The organism is Thermoanaerobacter brockii subsp. finnii Ako-1, from assembly GCF_000175295.2.
Taxonomy (GTDB): Bacteria; Bacillota; Thermoanaerobacteria; order Thermoanaerobacterales; family Thermoanaerobacteraceae; genus Thermoanaerobacter; species Thermoanaerobacter pseudethanolicus.
Map to the genome: position 1 here is coordinate 163411 of NC_014964.1, position 17742 is coordinate 181152.

Sequence of the window (17742 nt, forward strand, 5' to 3'; positions counted from 1 at the left end):
AGCAGAGGTCATAGTACTTATCTAGTCATGAATAGATAAGGAAGGGCCGAACGTTAGGAGGTTTTGGAAATCTTATGGACTCGAAAGATATGCAGAGACTGCAGACAACTCAACAAAGAGGCTATCCGTTGAATAGAGAAATGGAATTTCAAAAGACAACGGAAGTGCATAGTATATCATCGGCGTCAAAAGATAGAAGAAACGATGTACAAAGATATACCAGCAAGATGCTTGAAATGATAGTAGAACGAGGAAACATGAGAGCAGCATACAAGCGCGTTGTTGCAAATAAAGGAAGCCATGGAGTCGATGGGATGGAAGTAGATGAACTTCTACCGTATCTCAAAGAAAACTGGGCAACCATAAAACAACAACTGCTGGAGGGGAAATACAAACCACAACCAGTGCGAAGAGTAGAAATTTCCAAACCAGATGGAGGAGTAAGACTACTAGGAATACCTACAGCACTAGATAGGTTAATACAACAAGCAATAGCCCAAATACTAAATAGAGTCTACAACCATACATTTTCTGATAGCAGTTATGGATTTAGACCAGGACGCAGTGCAAAAGACGCAATAAAAGCCGCAGAAGCATATATAAATGAAGGATATACATGGGTTGTAGATATGGACTTAGAAAAGTTCTTTGACAGAGTAAACCACGACATAATAATGTCCAAACTAGAAAAGCGGATAGGAGACAAAGAGTACTAAAGTTAATAAGAAGATACTTAGAATCAGGAGTAATGATAAACGGAATCAAAGTATCAACAGAAGAAGGAACACCCCAAGGAGGGCCATTAAGTCCCCTATTAGCAAACATAATGTTGGACGAACTAGACAAAGAACTTGAAAAGAGAGGACACAAATTCTGTCGGTACGCAGATGACTGCAACATATATGTAAAAAGCAGGTCTGCAGGAAACAGAGTAATGAAGAGCATAAAGAAATTCATAGAAAGCAAATTAAAATTAAAAATCAATGAAGCAAAAAGTGCTGTAGATAGACCATGGAGAAGAAAATTTCTTGGATTTTCATTCTACACAAAAGAAAACGAAGTAAGAATAAGAATCCATGAAAAATCCATCAAAAGGTTTAAGGAAAAGTAAGAGAAATAACCAATCGGAACAAGGGAATAAGCATGGAAAACAGAATAAAAAGACTAAATCAAATAACAACAGGATGGGTCAACTATTTTGGATTAGCAGACGCGAAAAGCATAATGAAAACCCTTGACGAATGGATAAGGCGAAGACTAAGGGCATGTATATGGAAACAATGGAAGAAGATAAAAACGAAGCATGATAACCTAGTAAAACTAGGAGTAGAAGAACAAAAAGCCTGGGAATACGCCAATACAAGGAAAGGCTACTGGAGAATATCCAATAGCCCAATCCTAAATAAGACTCTTACAAATAAATACTTTGAAAGCATAGGTTATAAGAGTTTATCCCAAAGATATCTAATTGTACACAATTCCTAATGAACCGCCGTATACCGAACGGTACGTACGGTGGTGTGAGAGGACGCTGAATAAAATAATTATTCAGCTCCTACTCGATTGACAAAATGAAAGTGATAATATATAATCATAAATAAGCAAAAACAATCATAAATGAGCGGAATAACATTGAATGGATGTGAATGAATATGAGTATATCTGATAGGATGTTTGGTGAGGAGAGACGCTTAAAAATTGCGGAAATTATAAGTAAGGATAAAAGTATCAGTGTTTCTGAGCTTAGCAAACTCTTTAATGTTTCTGAGTCAACAATAAGAAGAGATTTGCACGTACTGGAAGAAAAGGGTTTCATACAAAGGACTCACGGTGGCGCGATATTGAATGTTGGCACTCATTATGAGCCTGCATTTTTTGAAAAAGAAGATGTGGAACTAGAGGCAAAAAGGAAGATAGGTAAAATTGCTGCATCAATGATAGAAGAAGGAGATTCTATAATTTTAGATGCCGGTACGACTACTCTTGAGATTGCGCGAAATCTTAAAAATACGAAACTTACTGTTGTCACTAATTCACCTCTTATTGCAATAGAGCTTTCAAAACACGAGGATATTGAGCTTATTGTGACAGGAGGTATACAGAGGTGGAGGACTAAGGCTTTAGTTGGTCCTATTGCTGAAATGGTAATAAGACAGTTTAAAGTGGATAAGGCTTTTATAGGCACAAATGCTATATCTTTTGAGGATGGGCTTATGACTCCAGACTTAATTGAGGCCAATACAAAAAAGGCCATGTGTGATGTGTCAAGTGAAGTTTATATAGTAGCAGATCACACTAAATTTGGAAAGAAGTCTTTTGTTAAATTTGCAGATATAAAGGACATTACGGCAATAATAACAGATGATGAGATTGACTATGAGATAGTGAGAAAATATGAACAGGCAAATATAGATATAGTAAGCTTTGGAAAGGATGAAAATAATGATAACGACGGTAACGGCGAATCCAGCAATTGACAGGACAATAATTGTTGAGGATTTGAAAATTGGTTATGTAAATAGGGTAATTCGATCAAGAGTAGATGCTGGGGGAAAAGGTATAAATGTCGCTAAAAACCTTAAAAATTTTGGAGATGATGTTATTGCTCTTGGCTTTATAGGACCTAATGCTAAATATATAATCGATTGTTTAGAAGATGAAGGCATAAAAACTGACTTTGTGAAAATAAAAAATGAGACGAGGACAAATATAAAGATTTCTGATATTTCAAGGATGGAAGTCACTGATTTGAATGAATATGGCCCATATGTAAGCGAAGAAGAAATAGAGCTACTTAAAAAAAGTATATTTAAATATGCTAAAGAGTCAAAAGTGCTTGTGCTTTCAGGAAGTTTACCACAAGGAGTGCCAAAGACTTTTTACAAAGACATAATTAGAGAAGTAAAAAGCGGTGATTTAAAAATAATTCTTGATGCTGACAAAGAAGCGCTTTTATACGGCATAGAAGAAAAGCCTTACATGATAAAGCCTAATGTGCAGGAGTTAGAAGATGTAGTAGGCAAAAAGCTTGAGAGTTTAGAAGAGGTTATTGAAGAAGGAAAAAAGCTGAAGGATTCAGGTATAGAAATAGTTGCGATTTCTATGGGAGGTCGCGGTAGTGTTGTGATAACAAAGGAAGGGATATATAGGGTAATGCCTGTAAAAGTTGAAGTAAAAGGGACAGTTGGAGCAGGAGATGCCTTTGTTGCAGGCTTTGCCCATGGAATATATAAAGGACTTCCGATTGAGGAGACAATAAAAATAGCAGCAGCTTTATCTACCTCCGTTGTCATGAAAGAAGGCACAAGAGCAGGCACTCTTGAGGAGGTAAATATATTAAAGGATAAGATTGGAATAGAGAGGATAGAAAGGTGAGGGAAATGGAAATAAAAGATGTATTGAACGAAAAAATGATGGTTTTTGACCTAAAGGCAAAGGACAAAAATGGAGTGTTGGAAGAGTTAGTAAGTGTTTTAAAAGAAAATGGAGTTGTAGATGATGAAGAAGGCTTTTTAGAAGTGGTGAAAAGAAGAGAAGAAGAGTTTTCTACAGGTATAGGTTATGGGGTTGCAATACCTCATGGCAAAAGCAGTCTTGTGAAAAAGCCAGCAATAGTATTTGGTAAGTCTCGCCAAGGAATAGACTATAACTCAATGGATGGCAAACCTGCCCATTTATTTTTCTTAATTGCTGTGCCAGACAACTCTGATGAGTTACATCTTAAAGTTTTGGCTGAGCTTTCAAGGTCTTTAATGCATAAGGAGGTGAGAGAAGAGTTAGAAAAAGCTTTGACACCTGAGGAAGTCATAAACGCTTTTAATAAGTAAATTTTTAAGAGAGGGGATTAATTATGAAAAAGGTAGTTGCTGTTACAGCCTGCCCTACAGGTATTGCTCATACCTATATGGCGGCGGAAAATCTTCAGATGGCAGCCAAAGAAATGGGAGTAGACATAAAGGTAGAGACTCAAGGGTCAATAGGTGCAGAAAACCAGCTTACTGAAGAAGATATAAAAGCTGCTGATGCTGTCATAATAGCAGCTGCGACAAAAGTTGATAAATCAAGATTTGCCGGTAAACCTGTACTTGAGGTACCAGTTGAAGATGCTATAAAGGATGCAAAAGGACTTATTGAAAAGGCTCTTAAGATGGAAAAGCCAAAAGATTATGTAGAAAAGGTAGAAGAAATTCATAAAGAAAGGTCAGCGCAAAGGACAGGTGCCTACAAACACCTTATGACAGGTGTTTCCTACATGATACCTTTTGTAGTTGCAGGTGGTATTTTAATTGCACTTTCCTTTTTCTGGGGATATAAAGCCTTTGAGGTAGAAGGAACTCTTCCTTGGGCTTTGATGAAAATTGGCGGTGGTTCAGCTTTTGCATTGATGGTGCCGATTTTGTCTGGCTATATAGCATTTTCTATTGCAGATAGGCCTGGTCTTGTTCCCGGCATGGTAGGCGGTATGCTGGCAGTATCCACTGGGGCAGGATTTTTAGGCGGTATCATTTCAGGATTTTTGGCAGGATATACGATAGTTTATCTGAAAAGGTTAATAAAGCTTCCTAAAACATTAGAAGGTTTAATGCCAATACTCATATTGCCGGTATTATCGACTTTAATAGTAGGACTTTTAATGATATATGTAATTGGTTCTCCAATGAAAGCCATAATGACATCTTTGACTGACTGGCTTACTGGGATGAGTTCTACAAATGCAGTGATTTTTGGAGCAATATTGGGACTTATGATGGCTTTTGATATGGGTGGTCCTGTAAACAAGACAGCTTATACTTTTGCAACAGGTCTTTTAGCATCAAATGTTTTTGCTCCAATGGCAGCGGTCATGGCAGCTGGTATGACTCCTCCACTTGGACTTGCACTTGCAACTGCTCTTTTCAAGAATAGATTTACAAAGGAAGAGATAGAAGCGGGTAAAGCGGCATGGGTTTTGGGAGCTTCGTTTATAACAGAAGGTGCTATACCATTTGCAGCAGCAGACCCCTTCAGGGTAATACCTTCAATAATGGTGGGCTCTGCTGTGACAGGTGCTCTTTCAATGCTTTTCCACATTGAATTAAGAGCTCCTCATGGAGGAATATTTGTAATACCGATAGCTGTGTCAAATCCTCTTCTTTACATTGGAGTAATAGCAGTTGGTACAGTAGTTACTGCATTAATGGTAGCGCTTCTTAAGAAAAAAGTAGAATAAAAAAGGAAGGCTGTTGCCTTCCAGTTTTTTATTTGCTAAAAGGATTTTGCACCTTTACTTTGCCAGAGTACTGACCTGAATTTAGGTCTCTATACAAATCTTCTCTGCTCCAGGTAAGTTCGCCTTCCGTACCCAAGTTAAAACCTTTTTCTAATATATGGCGTGACTTGGCTTTGTCATATGAATTTTCTTTTCTTACAATTTCCTCAAGAGTTTCTGTTAAAAGGCTAGATACTGATGTTTGTCTATCTATAGCTATATGTTTTATCTTTTGTAATAAACCCTTAGGCAAAGATAATGTGATATTTTGCATCTCCACTTTTTGCTTACCTTTGTTCATATTATTCTATATCTATTTTTCTTCCCTTTGGTTTGCTTGGATGTAATTTTGGCATTGTGATTTTGAGAATGCCGTTTTCAAATTTAGCAGTAGTTCTTTCAGGGTCTACTTCTGCGGGTAATTCTATTCTTCTGGCAAAACTTCCGTAATATCTTTCTCTCATGTAATAATTTTTATCTTCTCTTTCTTCATCTACTGTGGTTTGCCCTTTTATTTCCAGTATATTGTCATAGACATTTATTTCAATGTCTTTTTTGTCAACGCCCGGTAGTTCAGCTGTTGCCACTATTTCTGTTTCAGATTCGGTGATGTCCACTCTTGGCCGAGAAAATAGACCTGAAATAGATGGGAAATTCACATCAAAAATGCTTGGCAAATTTCTAATATTGAAATCGAAGGGCCAATCCCACCAGTCGCGTCCTCGTCTCATAAGGCTCATTTACATCACCTCCATATTTTTCTATTATTTATTATATCACATTAATTGAAATTTTCAATTATTAGGTTTCACAAAATCCTCACATTTAATTCTTACTTTTTTATTCTTTTTATGTTAAAATCTATAAGGGTGAAATTGACGATGTAAAAAAGGAAGTGATTAGATGCGACCAGATGAAAAAGATGTAAGTAAGTTGTACTTTTTTGTCATGTTACTTTTCATAACAGTGGGATATTTGGTGCAAAAGGCTTCTTTATATATAGGTATACTCATCACAGAATTTTTTCTTGTTTTACTGCCTGTTATTCTTTATCTTTTTTTAAAAAAATATGATGTAAAATATGTTTTAAGGTTAAATCCTATAAAAGGGGATAAAGTTTTTTTAGTGATAATAATAGCTATTTTAGGCTGGATAGTATCGGGTTTTTTTGCACTTTTGACAAATTATTTTCTATCTAAATTGGGTAAAATTCCTGTCATGCAAATGCCTGCAGCTTCCAATATACAAGAACTTTTTATGCAAATTTTAATATTTGGAGCTGTAGCTGCCTGTAGTGAAGAAATATTTATGCGGGGACTTGTTATGAGAAGTTTTGAAATGAGGGGTTCTATAAAGAGTATTTTTATAACCGCTATATTCTTTGCAATGCTTCATTTAAATGTACAAAATTTTTTAAGTATACTTTTTCTCGGTAGTTTATTAGGATATGTAGTGTATAGAACTAATTCCATATATGCGGGAATGATAGGCCATTTTACAAATAACACTATTTCTGTGTTGTTATCATATTTTGTAGCACAACAAAACTTAGGAAAAGCAACTCCATTACAACAAGTAAATATTCCATTTATTGTAGTCGTTGGTTATGGGATTTTTGCATTGTTTGCTTCTGTTCTTTTGTATGTGCTATTGAGATATTTGAAGAAAATAACTGACCCATATATTATACGCGGTACTACAACAGTAAAAGAAGATTTACACATTTTCTTATATTGGCCTGTGCTTTTGTCAGTTTTAGTGTTTGTATATAGGATCAGTTGGGAAATATTAAAGATAGCAGGAGTTATATAAAAGTGTACACTGCATGTTTAAAAAAATGAAAAGTGTTGACGTAAATAAAAGAATAGGATAGAATAATAAATAGAAGAGATGCAATCGGTTTCATTTTGAAGGTGGTGGTATAATGAATGTAACGATTAAAGATGTGGCCAAAAGGGCAAATGTTGCTCCTTCTACTGTATCGAGGGTTATTGCTGATAATCCTCGTATAAGCAAAGAGACAAAAGAGAGAGTTTGGAAGGCGATGGAGGAATTGGGGTATTATCCAAATGCCATTGCCAGAAGCCTTGCAAGTAAAGTGACAAATACATTAGGGCTTATAATGCCTCGCTCTACAGAGGAAGCTTTTTCAAATCCCTTTTTCCCAGAAGTGATGAGAGGAATAAGTGTTGTTGCCCACAGAGAAAAATATGATTTGCTTTTATCAACATCTGGGAATCAAGAAGAGGAAAAAGAAGCGGTTATAAATATGGTAAAAGGCAAACGAGTTGATGGAATAATTCTTTTATCTTCCCGTACAACCGATGAGCTTATACCTTGGTTAAGAGATGAAAAATTTCCTTTTGTTGTTATAGGTAAGCCTTTAGACGCCAAGGGTGTGTATTGGGTTGACAATGACAATATAGGGGCTTCTAAGCTTGCTACTAATTACCTTATTAAACATGGGCATAGAGAAATTGCTTTTATAAGTGGTTCATTGGAATATGTAGTGAGTTTAGATAGGTTAGATGGTTATAAACTTGCCCTTGAGGAAAATGGAATACCTTTTAAGAGAGAGTTGGTGGAACAAGACGAGTTTTCAGAAGACGGTGGATACAGGGCGATGATGAGAATATTAGAAAGAGAAAAACCTACTGCAGTTGTGGTTACTGATGATGTTATGGCATTTGGTGTTATAAGGGCTGCAATAGATAAAGGATATAGAGTTCCTGAGGATATATCAATAGTAGGGTTTAACAACATTCCCTTGTCAGCTTTTGCAAACCCACCCCTTACGACAATAGATATTTCTACATTTGATTTGGGAATTAAGTCTGCAGAACTTTTGATTGCAAGGTTAAAGCAAAAGGATGTAGACACAGACCACATCATTGTGCCTGTAAAGCTTGTGGAGAGGAAATCTTGTGTTGCAAGATGAAAAGCTGTAGGGTTTACATTCCTACAGCTTTTTTATGGCCTTTTAAAAACATTTCTCCTACTTCGTAGATATTTCCTGCTCCAACTGTTAATACTAAATCGCCTGCTTTTGCATTTTTATTTAAATACTCCACTATAGAGTCAAAGTCTTTTAAGTACAAAACATCCTTTCCTCTTTGAGAGATTAGTTCCACTAAATCTTTAGAAGAAACAATTCCTGTATCTTTCTCTCTTGCGGCGTATATGTCAGCTATTATTATTTTATCCGCATTGTCAAAGGATCCTGCAAAATCATTAAGCAAAGATTTAGTTCTTGAGTAAGTATGTGGCTGGAATATACAAATAATTCTTTTATGAGGATAATTTTTTGCTGCTTCTAAAGTTGCTTTAATTTCAGCAGGGTGATGAGCATAGTCATCCACAATTGTTATGCCATCAACTATTCCTTTTATTTCGAATCTTCTATGAGTGCCTTTGAATTCAGTTAAATAATGAGAAGCTTTTTTTATGTCAATTCCTACAAGGTGACTTACTGCCAAAGCAGCTAAGGCGTTGTAAACATTGTGTTTTCCGGGTATTGATAATTTAAAATTGCCCATATATTCCTCTTTATAATAAACGTCAAAAATTGCACAGCCTTTGTCATCAAAACTTATGTTTTTTGCTTTCCAATCACTATCTTGGTAAATACCATAGGTCACAATGTTTTTATTTAACCCATTTACAACATACATGGTGTTTGCATCATCTTTGCATGCTACCACGAATCCGTCTGGTGGAACTAAATTAGCAAATTGCCTAAAAGACTGTTTTATGTTGTCAATATTTTTGAAGTAATCTAAGTGGTCTGAATCGACATTTAGTATAACAGCTATGTAAGGATAAAACTTTAGAAAACTATCTGTATATTCACAAGCTTCTGTGACAAAATATTCACTGCTTCCAACTCTCACATTTCCTCCTATTACATCAACTTCTCCTCCTACTAAAACTGTTGGGTCAAATTCCATACCATCGAGTATTACAGATATTAAAGAAGTAGTAGTTGTCTTTCCATGACTTCCTGCAACAGCAATGCCGTATTTGTATTTTTTCATAATGAGACCTAAAAGGGTAGCTCTATCTATAATAGGTATATTTAATTCCTTAGCTTTTTGATATTCAGGATTATCTTCATGGATAGCAGCTGTATACACTACTAAATCAGCACCTATGACACTATTTTCGTTGTGAGGTATTGTTATAACTGCTCCTTCTTGTCTTAACCTTTCGATTATATGAGAATTTTTTATATCTGAGCCTGTTACTATATGGCCGTTATTCAAAAGTATATGAGCTAAACCGCTCATACTTATACCGCCAATTCCTATAAAATGCACTCTTTTAAAGTTTTCAAGATTTATATCCATAGTTTACGCTCCTCTCAGTTCCTATTGTTATTATTGCCTTTTCATGGTTAAAATATGATTAAAGCTTGTCAAAAGCAACTATATTTATAAAAAAATTATATCACATGTTGCAGAAAAGTGAACTTTTAAATATAATTTTGGTATAAAAGTTTGTATGTGCGGAGGTTATTTTTTATGGATAAGTACAAACGGTATGAACGATTGGCAGCAATCGTTAAGATATTTAGTGAAAATCCTAATACCCTCATAAATTTAGAATATTTTGTGAATTTTTTTGGTATAGCTAAATCTACTGCCTCGGAAGATATCGATATTTTAAAGAATGTGATAGAAAAATTTAGTTTTGGCAAATTAATTACATTACCTGGAGCTGGTGGTGGAGTAAAATACATTCCTATAGCTAATATTAAAAGTTATTTGCCTTTTGTACAAGAAATAAAGGAAAAATTAAAGGATCCGTCGAGAATAATTCCCGGAGGTTTTTTGTACACTGCCGATTTGATTTATTCTCCCAATATTGTAACAAAAATTGGTGAAATTTTAGTATTTCCTTTTTTGGATAAAAACGTTGATGCGATTGTAACTGTGGAGACAAAGGGTATACCTATTGCCTTGATGTGCGCAAGGACGCTTAATGTTCCCCTTGTAATAATTAGAAAAGATAGCAGAGTTACAGAAGGTTCTTTTGTTTCTATTAATTATATTTCTGGGTCTCAAAGACACATACGTTCTATGTCTTTGGCTAGAAGATCTTTACAGAAAGGTTCTAAAGTATTGTTGATAGATGACTTTATGAAAGCAGGCGGAACGATTAGAGGTATGATGGAACTTATGGAGGAATTTGATGCAGAAGTAGTTGGTGCAGGAGTTATGATTTCGACGGAAAAACCGGAGAATAAGCTGGTGGATAATTACATTTCGGTTTTTGTGTTAAAAAATATGGAGGAGGAGAAAAATATAATTGATATTGAAATAAGTGACTGGATATTGAAGGGTTAAAGAGAGTAAAAAATTTTTTTAAAAATTTTTCGGAATTTTAGTTTTTCCTGAAGGAAATTTTGATTTTATGGCGAATATTTATTAGTGTAAGAGAGTTTGCAAATGCTAACTTAGGGTTTAACTTCAGGAAGGTGGTGAGCTTATGGAAATTACAGACGTAAGGGTGAGAAAACTTAATGAGGAAGGCAAAATGAAGGCTGTAGTTTCTGTAACCTTTGACAATGAGTTTGTGGTTCACGACATAAAGGTTATAGAGGGCCAAAATGGGTTGTTTATTGCTATGCCAAGTCGAAAGACTCCCGAAGGGGAGTTTAAAGATATTGCTCACCCTATAAATTCAGACACAAGAAATAGATTACAAAGCGCTATTTTAAAAGAATATGAAAAAGCAAAAGAACAAGAAGCTGCACATAAGGAATAAAAAGGAGCTGGTCTCCTTTTTATTTTTTTTGTTGAACTTTATTGCAATTATAGTTAAAATAGTATAGGGTATGAAAATTAAATTTAGTATAGAGGGTGTGGAAAATTGGAAGGGCTAGTGACGCTTATTTTAGCAGCGGGGCTTGGAAAAAGGATGAAATCTAAGCATCCAAAGGTGGTTCATAAAGTCTGTGGTAAACCGATGATAGAATGGGTAGTAGATGCGGTAGAAGAGATAGGCAGTAAAGAAGTAATTGTAGTAGTCGGCCACAAAGCAGAAGAGGTAAAGGAAGTTTTAAAAGAAAGAGTCAAGTATGCTTATCAAGAAGTGCAGTTAGGCACAGGTCATGCTGTGATGATGGCAGAAGACTTACTCCCTGAGGAAGGCAATGTGCTGATTTTGACAGGAGATACACCTCTTATTACCTCCAATACCTTAAAAGAATTAATAAATTTTCATATTAAAGAGGGCAACAGTGTTACAATTTTGTCTTCAGTATTAGAGGACCCTACAGGTTATGGGAGGATAATAAGGGATAAAAGTGGAAACGTTATAAGGATTGTGGAAGATAAAGATGCAACGGAAGAAGAAAAAAGCATCCATGAGATAAATTCTGCCATGTACGTTATGGATATAGCCAAACTAAAAAAAGCGCTAAGAATGATAACAAATAATAACGCACAGGGTGAATATTATCTGACGGATGCTGTGGAAATTATAAGAGATATGGATGGAAAAATTGGCGCTTTTACTGTACCTTCAGAGGAGATAACGGGAGTAAATTCAAGGGTGCAGCTTTTTGAAGCAGAGAAAATAATGAGAAAGCGGATTAATTATCGTCATATGGAAAACGGAGTAACAATAGTGGACCCTGATACCACTTATATAGGGGCTGAAGTGGAGATTGGAGCAGATACTGTAGTATTGCCTGGTTGTGTTATAGAAGGGAAAACGAAAATAGGAAGTGATTGTGAGATAGGGCCTAATTGTAGGATTGTTGATTCGGAAATTGGTGATGGATGTAGTGTCACGTATTCGGTAATACTCTCTTCAAAAATAAAAAATAATGTTAAAATAGGACCTTTTGCCCACATAAGACCAGAAACTGTGATACAGAGTAATGTCAAAATAGGGGACTTTGTGGAGATAAAGAAGTCAATAATTGATGAAGGAAGTAAAGTTCCTCATCTTACGTATGTGGGAGACGCGGAAGTTGGTAAAAATGTCAATATGGGATGTGGCTCTATTACAGTTAATTATGATGGTAAACAAAAGCACAAGACAGTGATAGGAGATAATGTTTTCGTGGGGTGCAATGTAAATCTTGTAGCGCCAGTAAAGATTGGAAATAATGCTTATATTGCTGCTGGTTCAACTATAACAGAGGATGTTCCTGAAGGAGCACTTGCCATAGCCAGAAGTAGGCAAACTAATAAAGAGGGCTGGGTACAGGAAAGAATAAAAAAAGGGAGGCTTTAAATTAAATGGCGAGATATACTAATTCTCTAAAAATTTTTTCAGGAAATTCAAATCCTAAGTTAGCCAGTGAAATAGCAGAGCATCTTGGACTCAAGCTTTGCGATTCAGAAGTAGGGACTTTTAGTGATGGTGAGATTAGTGTAAGGATTGGAGAAAGTGTAAGAGGTGCAAGCGTTTTTGTAATACAGTCAACTTGTGCGCCTGTTAACAACAACTTAATGGAATTATTGATAATGATTGATGCTTTTAAAAGGGCATCTGCGGCTGAAATTAATGCAGTTATACCCTACTATGGTTATGCAAGACAAGACAGAAAAGCAAAGGCGAGGGACCCAATTACTGCAAAGCTTGTAGCTGACCTTATAACTGCAGCAGGAGCCCATAGAGTTGTTACAATGGACCTTCATGCTCCACAAATACAAGGGTATTTTAATATTCCTGTAGACCATCTTTTAGGAGGACCAATACTTGCGAAATATTTTCTTGACAAGGAATTGGGAAATGATGTAGTAGTTGTTTCCCCTGACCATGGCAGTGTGACAAGAGCGAGGTATTTTGCAGAAAAATTGAATGCTCCTCTTGCTATTATTGACAAAAGAAGGCCAAAAGCTAATGTAGCAGAGATAATGAATATAATAGGTGATGTAAGAGGGAAAAAGGCTATTTTGGTAGATGACCTTATTGATACCGCTGGTACTTTGGTACAAGGGGCGGAGGCTCTTCTTGACAGTGGTGCTACTGAAGTTTATGCTTGCGCGACTCATGGGGTGTTGTCAGGCCCTGCGATTGAAAGGCTTAAGGAATCACCAATAAAAGAATTGGTTATAACCGATACAATCCCTCTTCCCGAAGAGAAAAAAATTGACAAAATTAAAGTGAGGTCTGTAGCTCCTTTATTTGCAGAAGCGATTTTGAGAATCCATGAAGGAATGTCTGTAAGTAAATTGTTTGTATAGGCACTTTATGTGCCTTTTTTATATGTGCGCCCGGCATGGGCGATAGCTAGGCGGTGAAAGTCCGCTGTGGGCTTGGTAGTGGGAACCACTAGCCAAGAGCAAGGGTGTCCATCGTGAGGTGGAATCTGAAGGAAGCTTAAGGCAAAATCTCGGTCTGATGAACAAGAACCAGATAAGAGGCTGAATTGGGATGGATGAGTTTGCGTAACAAAACGAAGTCCAACACTACCCGAATCCCATATAGTAAATCTGGCAGATATATGAGATGAAAGTTATCGTTCTTACCCGGGGAGGTCTCAAGGATAAGTCACTAAAGTGAACTCTGAAGTGACAACCCATACAGTGATGTATGGTTGAACCTTGAGAAGTCAGCAGAGGTCATAGTACTTATCTAGACATGAATAGATAAGGAAGGACCGAACGTTAGGAGGTTTTGGAAATCTTATGGACTCGAAAGATATGCAAAGACTGCAGACAACTCAACAAAGAGGCTATCCGTTGGATAGAGAAATGGAATTTCAAAAGACAACGGAAGTGCATAGTATATCATCGGCGTCAAGAGATGGAAGAAACGAGGTACAAAGATATACCAGCAAGATGCTTGAAATGATAGTAGAACGAGGAAACATGAGAGCAGCATACAAGCGCGTTGTTGCAAATAAAGGAAGCCATGGAGTCGATGGGATGGAAGTAGATGAACTTCTACCGTATCTCAAAGAAAACTGGCCAACCATAAAACAACAACTGCTGGAGGGGAAATACAAACCACAACCAGTGCGAAGAGTAGAAATTCCCAAACCAGATGGAGGAGTAAGACTACTAGGAATACCTACAGCACTAGATAGGTTAATACAACAAGCAATAGCCCAAATACTAAATAGAGTCTACAACCATACATTTTCTGATAGCAGTTATGGATTCAGACCAGGACGCAGTGCAAAAGACGCAATAAAAGCCGCAGAAGCATATATAAATGAAGGATATACATGGGTTGTAGATATGGACTTAGAAAAGTTCTTTGACAGAGTAAACCACGACATAATAATGTCCAAACTAGAAAAGCGGATAGGAGACAAAAGAGTACTAAAGTTAATAAGAAGATACTTAGAATCAGGAGTAATGATAAACGGAGTCAAAGTATCAACAGAAGAAGGGACACCCCAAGGAGGGCCATTAAGTCCCCTATTAGCAAACATAATGTTGGACGAACTAGACAAAGAACTTGAAAAGAGAGGACACAAATTCTGTCGGTACGCAGATGACTGCAACATATATGTAAAAAGCAGGTCTGCAGGAAACAGAGTAATGAAGAGCATAAAGAAATTCATAGAAAGCAAATTAAAACTAAAAGTCAACGAAGCAAAAAGTGCTGTAGATAGACCATGGAGAAGAAAATTTCTTGGATTTTCATTCTACACAAAAGAAAACGAAGTAAGAATAAGAATCCATGAAAAATCCATCAAAAGGTTTAAGGAAAAAGTAAGAGAAATAACCAATCGGAACAAGGGAATAAGCATGGAAAACAGAATAAAAAGACTAAATCAAATAACAACAGGATGGGTCAACTATTTTGGATTAGCAGACGCAAAAAGCATAATGAAAACCCTTGACGAATGGATAAGGCGAAGACTAAGGGCATGTATATGGAAACAATGGAAGAAGATAAAAACGAAGCATGATAACCTAGTAAAACTAGGAGTAGAAGAACAAAAAGCCTGGGAATACGCCAATACAAGGAAAGGCTACTGGAGAATATCCAATAGCCCAATCCTAAATAAGACTCTTACAAATAAATACTTTGAAAGCATAGGTTATAAGAGTTTATCCCAAAGATATCTAATTGTACACAATTCCTAATGAACCGCCGTATACCGAACGGTACGTACGGTGGTGTGAGAGGACGCTGAATAAAATAATTATTCAGCTCCTACTCGATTATTTAAAATTTTATTATGATATAATTTAAGCAAGGAAACTTGAAGTAGAGGGTGGTTTTGTGGGAGATAACCGAAAGATTTATGTAGTGGATGATGACAAGAATATATGTGAAATAGTTTCTTTGTACCTTGAAAAAGAGGGTTTTGATGTAGAGCAGATATACGATGGGCAAACCGCACTAAAGAAAATACAAGAAAAACCTCCAAAGCTCGTCATACTTGACATAATGTTGCCAGGAATTGATGGTATAGCTCTTTGCAGAGAAGTCAGAAAATTTTCAAAGGTGCCTATAATAATGCTTACCGCAAAAGGGGATACACTTGATAAGGTATTGGCTTTAGAGATTGGCGCTGATGACTACATCGTAAAGCCATTTGACGGGAAAGAATTAGTAGCAAGAGTTAAAGCGGTTTTAAGAAGATATGAACCGGAAAGTGAGGAAAAACAGGCTGTTTCTTATCCAGAACTTTATGTAAGTTTAAGCGAATATAAAGTTGTTTATAAAGGGCAAAATGTAGATTTAACTCCCAAAGAGTTAGAACTTTTATATTTCTTATGTACACATCCTAACAGGGTTTTCACGAGAGACCAGCTATTAGAAAATGTATGGGGTTATGATTATATGGGAGATAGTCGTACAGTAGATGTTCATATAAAGCGGCTTAGAGAGAAAATGGGAGATGGCCCTAATTGGAAACTTACCACCGTATGGGGTGTAGGTTATAAATTTGAGGTGAACTAAATTTGAGCAAAAATAGACTTTTTAAAAAACTTTTTATAAGCAATATGATTATCATCCTTATTACTTTGTCTATTCTTTCAGGGATGTTTTATCTGATGTTTCAAAACTATTACTTTGCTGACAAAGAAAAAATAATGTTAGAAGAGGCTCAAGAAATAAATGCAATTTTAAATGAATTTGCGGTAGGAGACATAAACATAGATAAATGGAATCAAGAACTAAACGTTGTTACTAGATTGATTAATGCTACTGTATGGATCGTAGATAAAGAAGGGCTAATTTACAGTCAATCACAACAGCAGGGCAAAGCATGGACAGGAGTAAGCCTCAGTAAAGAAGAAATAAAAAGCATTTTAGATGGACAATCTGTTGTAAAAAAAGGATATTTTGGTGGCAAATTCAATCAGCCTGTTTTGACAGTAGGAGTGCCTCTTGTTATAAATGGCCGAATTGAAGGTGCTATATTTATGCATGCTCCTTTGACAGAAATGAATAAAACTATTATTAACATCTTTATTTTAATGCTTTTATCTGGAGGAGTAGCTCTTATAATAGGTTTTGTGCTCATTTCTTATACTTCCAGTAAAATATCTCAGCCTCTTAAAGAGATGAGCTTAGCTGTTCAGCAGGTAGCGAAGGGGAATTTTTCTGCAAGGGTACAACATAAGGAAGAAGATGAAATAGGGGATTTGGCTAAATCCTTTAATATTATGGCAAAAGAATTAGAACAATTAGAAAACATGAGAAAAGATTTTGTGGCAAATGTTTCTCACGAATTGAGGTCTCCATTGACCTCTATACAAGGATATATAGATGGGATATTAGACGGTACTATTCCAAAGGAAAAAGCTTGCGATTATCTTAAAATAGTACAAAAAGAAACACGGAGGATGTCTCGGCTCATAGACGATTTTCTTGAAATGACTAAACTTGAGTCAGGTCAATTTCCACTGCATAAGACGGAATTTGATATAAATGAACTTATAAGACTGGCCGTTATAAAGTTTGAAAAAAGAATAGTGGAAAAAGATCTAACCGTTAAAGTTGATTTTGAAGAAGACAGACGAATAGTTATAGGTGATAAGGACAAGATAGAACAAGTTTTGACAAATCTTATAGACAATGCAATAAAATTTTCTAAAGAAAAGGGTATAATTCATATTTTTACTGAAATAAAAGATGACAAAGTATTCATTACTATAAAAGATAATGGAATAGGTATTTCTCCAGAAGACCAAGAGCATATATGGGATAGATTTTATAAAGCGGACAAATCGAGAGGAAAAGATGGAGCAGGCCTTGGGCTTTATATAGTAAAGCGTATTATAAATGCTCATAACGAGGAAATATGGGTAGAAAGTGAAGTTGGTAAAGGTACAGCATTTACTTTTACTTTGTCGGTGAAAAAATTTTAAAAAATCACAATAAAATATTTACACTTTGTTAACACTTTATTCATAAATAAGGGATACAATAATATTTGAGAGCGACAAATGCCTCTCCTTGACCTCCCTTATCATAGCGGTCCAAGTGAATACTTGGGCCGCACATTTATTTATAAAAAACAACGCGGAAATTTTTTAATAAAAACTACTTAAAATCTTTACATCATG

At 35.9% G+C, this 17742-nt stretch carries 16 protein-coding genes and 1 pseudogene; 14 read left to right on the forward strand and 3 right to left on the reverse strand.

The window, feature by feature from the left end; genetic code table 11:
• Positions 1-74: 74 nt before the first annotated feature.
• The 5 genes and pseudogenes from ltrA (THEBR_RS11965) to THEBR_RS00790 all read left to right on the forward strand — a co-directional run bounded on the left by ltrA (THEBR_RS11965) (position 75) and on the right by THEBR_RS00790 (position 5209).
• Positions 75-1485, forward strand: a pseudogene (ltrA, locus tag THEBR_RS11965) (group II intron reverse transcriptase/maturase).
• 161 nt (positions 1486-1646) lie between these two features.
• Entirely contained in the window at positions 1647-2477 is an 831-nt protein-coding gene (locus tag THEBR_RS00775; protein ID WP_013570768.1) for a DeoR/GlpR family DNA-binding transcription regulator, read from the forward strand.
• Complete coding sequence (gene pfkB / locus THEBR_RS00780; protein ID WP_012268895.1) at positions 2443-3375, forward strand: 1-phosphofructokinase; 933 nt, start codon at positions 2443-2445, stop codon at positions 3373-3375. The genes THEBR_RS00775 and pfkB overlap by 35 nt, the downstream gene beginning before the upstream one ends.
• A gap of 5 nt (positions 3376-3380) precedes the next feature.
• Positions 3381-3827 (forward strand): PTS sugar transporter subunit IIA, encoded by a 447-nt coding sequence (locus THEBR_RS00785; RefSeq protein WP_012268896.1) that lies wholly within the window; start codon positions 3381-3383, stop codon positions 3825-3827.
• Positions 3828-3850: 23 nt separating this feature from the next.
• Positions 3851-5209, forward strand: coding sequence for a PTS fructose transporter subunit IIC (locus THEBR_RS00790; RefSeq protein ID WP_012268897.1), 1359 nt, complete (start codon positions 3851-3853; stop codon positions 5207-5209).
• A 28-nt stretch (positions 5210-5237) separates the two neighbouring features.
• On the opposite strand, the gene THEBR_RS00795 is transcribed toward THEBR_RS00790, so the two are convergent.
• Together THEBR_RS00795 and THEBR_RS00800 are read right to left on the reverse strand one after the other, a co-directional pair.
• Positions 5238-5549 (reverse strand): hypothetical protein, encoded by a 312-nt coding sequence (locus THEBR_RS00795; RefSeq protein ID WP_012268898.1) that lies wholly within the window; start codon positions 5547-5549, stop codon positions 5238-5240.
• Between the two features lies 1 nt (position 5550).
• Positions 5551-5988 carry an Hsp20/alpha crystallin family protein gene (locus tag THEBR_RS00800; protein WP_004399058.1) on the reverse strand — a complete coding sequence of 146 codons (438 nt, stop codon included), beginning with the start codon at positions 5986-5988 and terminating at the stop codon, positions 5551-5553.
• Between the two features lie 163 nt (positions 5989-6151).
• Here THEBR_RS00800 and THEBR_RS00805 point away from each other — a divergent pair, with 163 nt between their 5' ends.
• Both THEBR_RS00805 and THEBR_RS00810 read left to right on the forward strand, forming a co-directional pair.
• Positions 6152-7060, forward strand: a complete 909-nt coding sequence (locus THEBR_RS00805; RefSeq protein ID WP_012268899.1) for a CPBP family intramembrane glutamic endopeptidase — start codon at positions 6152-6154, stop codon at positions 7058-7060.
• A gap of 112 nt (positions 7061-7172) precedes the next feature.
• Entirely contained in the window at positions 7173-8186 is a 1014-nt protein-coding gene (locus THEBR_RS00810) for a LacI family DNA-binding transcriptional regulator (RefSeq protein ID WP_004399054.1), read from the forward strand.
• A 13-nt stretch (positions 8187-8199) separates the two neighbouring features.
• On the opposite strand, the gene murC is transcribed toward THEBR_RS00810, so the two are convergent.
• Positions 8200-9594, reverse strand: a complete 1395-nt coding sequence (murC, locus tag THEBR_RS00815) for a UDP-N-acetylmuramate--L-alanine ligase (RefSeq protein WP_012268900.1) — start codon at positions 9592-9594, stop codon at positions 8200-8202.
• A 174-nt stretch (positions 9595-9768) separates the two neighbouring features.
• Here murC and purR point away from each other — a divergent pair, with 174 nt between their 5' ends.
• From purR to THEBR_RS00850, 7 genes are all read left to right on the forward strand, one after another.
• The gene (gene purR / locus THEBR_RS00820) at positions 9769-10593 is read left to right on the forward strand and encodes a pur operon repressor (RefSeq protein WP_012268901.1); all 825 of its coding nucleotides are present in this window, start codon (positions 9769-9771) and stop codon (positions 10591-10593) included.
• Between the two features lie 142 nt (positions 10594-10735).
• Positions 10736-11014: a septation regulator SpoVG gene (gene spoVG / locus THEBR_RS00825; RefSeq protein WP_004399029.1), complete on the forward strand. Its 279-nt coding sequence runs from the start codon at positions 10736-10738 to the stop codon at positions 11012-11014.
• Positions 11015-11119: 105 nt separating this feature from the next.
• On the forward strand, positions 11120-12493 hold the full coding sequence (glmU, locus tag THEBR_RS00830; RefSeq protein WP_004399028.1) for a bifunctional UDP-N-acetylglucosamine diphosphorylase/glucosamine-1-phosphate N-acetyltransferase GlmU: 1374 nt from the start codon (positions 11120-11122) through the stop codon (positions 12491-12493).
• Between the two features lie 5 nt (positions 12494-12498).
• Positions 12499-13449, forward strand: coding sequence for a ribose-phosphate diphosphokinase (locus tag THEBR_RS00835; RefSeq protein WP_012268902.1), 951 nt, complete (start codon positions 12499-12501; stop codon positions 13447-13449).
• Positions 13450-13893: 444 nt separating this feature from the next.
• Positions 13894-15306: a group II intron reverse transcriptase/maturase gene (gene ltrA, locus THEBR_RS00840; protein ID WP_012268903.1), complete on the forward strand. Its 1413-nt coding sequence runs from the start codon at positions 13894-13896 to the stop codon at positions 15304-15306.
• A gap of 139 nt (positions 15307-15445) precedes the next feature.
• Positions 15446-16129, forward strand: a complete 684-nt coding sequence (locus THEBR_RS00845) for a response regulator transcription factor (protein WP_003867604.1) — start codon at positions 15446-15448, stop codon at positions 16127-16129.
• A 2-nt stretch (positions 16130-16131) separates the two neighbouring features.
• Positions 16132-17544, forward strand: coding sequence for a sensor histidine kinase (locus THEBR_RS00850; protein ID WP_003867605.1), 1413 nt, complete (start codon positions 16132-16134; stop codon positions 17542-17544).
• The last annotated feature ends 198 nt before the right edge of the window (positions 17545-17742 follow it).

What these genes read in the sequence shown, in the direction of transcription:
- THEBR_RS00775 (WP_013570768.1), top strand. Translation starts at nt 1,647, where the DNA reads ATGAATATGAGTATATCTGATAGGATGTTTGGTGAGGAGAGACGCTTA.
- pfkB (WP_012268895.1), top strand. Translation starts at nt 2,443, where the DNA reads ATGATAACGACGGTAACGGCGAATCCAGCAATTGACAGGACAATAATT.
- THEBR_RS00785 (WP_012268896.1), top strand. Translation starts at nt 3,381, where the DNA reads ATGGAAATAAAAGATGTATTGAACGAAAAAATGATGGTTTTTGACCTA.
- THEBR_RS00790 (WP_012268897.1), top strand. Translation starts at nt 3,851, where the DNA reads ATGAAAAAGGTAGTTGCTGTTACAGCCTGCCCTACAGGTATTGCTCAT.
- THEBR_RS00795 (WP_012268898.1), bottom strand. Translation starts at nt 5,549, where the DNA reads ATGAACAAAGGTAAGCAAAAAGTGGAGATGCAAAATATCACATTATCT.
- THEBR_RS00800 (WP_004399058.1), bottom strand. Translation starts at nt 5,988, where the DNA reads ATGAGCCTTATGAGACGAGGACGCGACTGGTGGGATTGGCCCTTCGAT.
- THEBR_RS00805 (WP_012268899.1), top strand. Translation starts at nt 6,152, where the DNA reads ATGCGACCAGATGAAAAAGATGTAAGTAAGTTGTACTTTTTTGTCATG.
- THEBR_RS00810 (WP_004399054.1), top strand. Translation starts at nt 7,173, where the DNA reads ATGAATGTAACGATTAAAGATGTGGCCAAAAGGGCAAATGTTGCTCCT.
- murC (WP_012268900.1), bottom strand. Translation starts at nt 9,594, where the DNA reads ATGGATATAAATCTTGAAAACTTTAAAAGAGTGCATTTTATAGGAATT.
- purR (WP_012268901.1), top strand. Translation starts at nt 9,769, where the DNA reads ATGGATAAGTACAAACGGTATGAACGATTGGCAGCAATCGTTAAGATA.
- spoVG (WP_004399029.1), top strand. Translation starts at nt 10,736, where the DNA reads ATGGAAATTACAGACGTAAGGGTGAGAAAACTTAATGAGGAAGGCAAA.
- THEBR_RS00835 (WP_012268902.1), top strand. Translation starts at nt 12,499, where the DNA reads ATGGCGAGATATACTAATTCTCTAAAAATTTTTTCAGGAAATTCAAAT.
- ltrA (WP_012268903.1), top strand. Translation starts at nt 13,894, where the DNA reads ATGGACTCGAAAGATATGCAAAGACTGCAGACAACTCAACAAAGAGGC.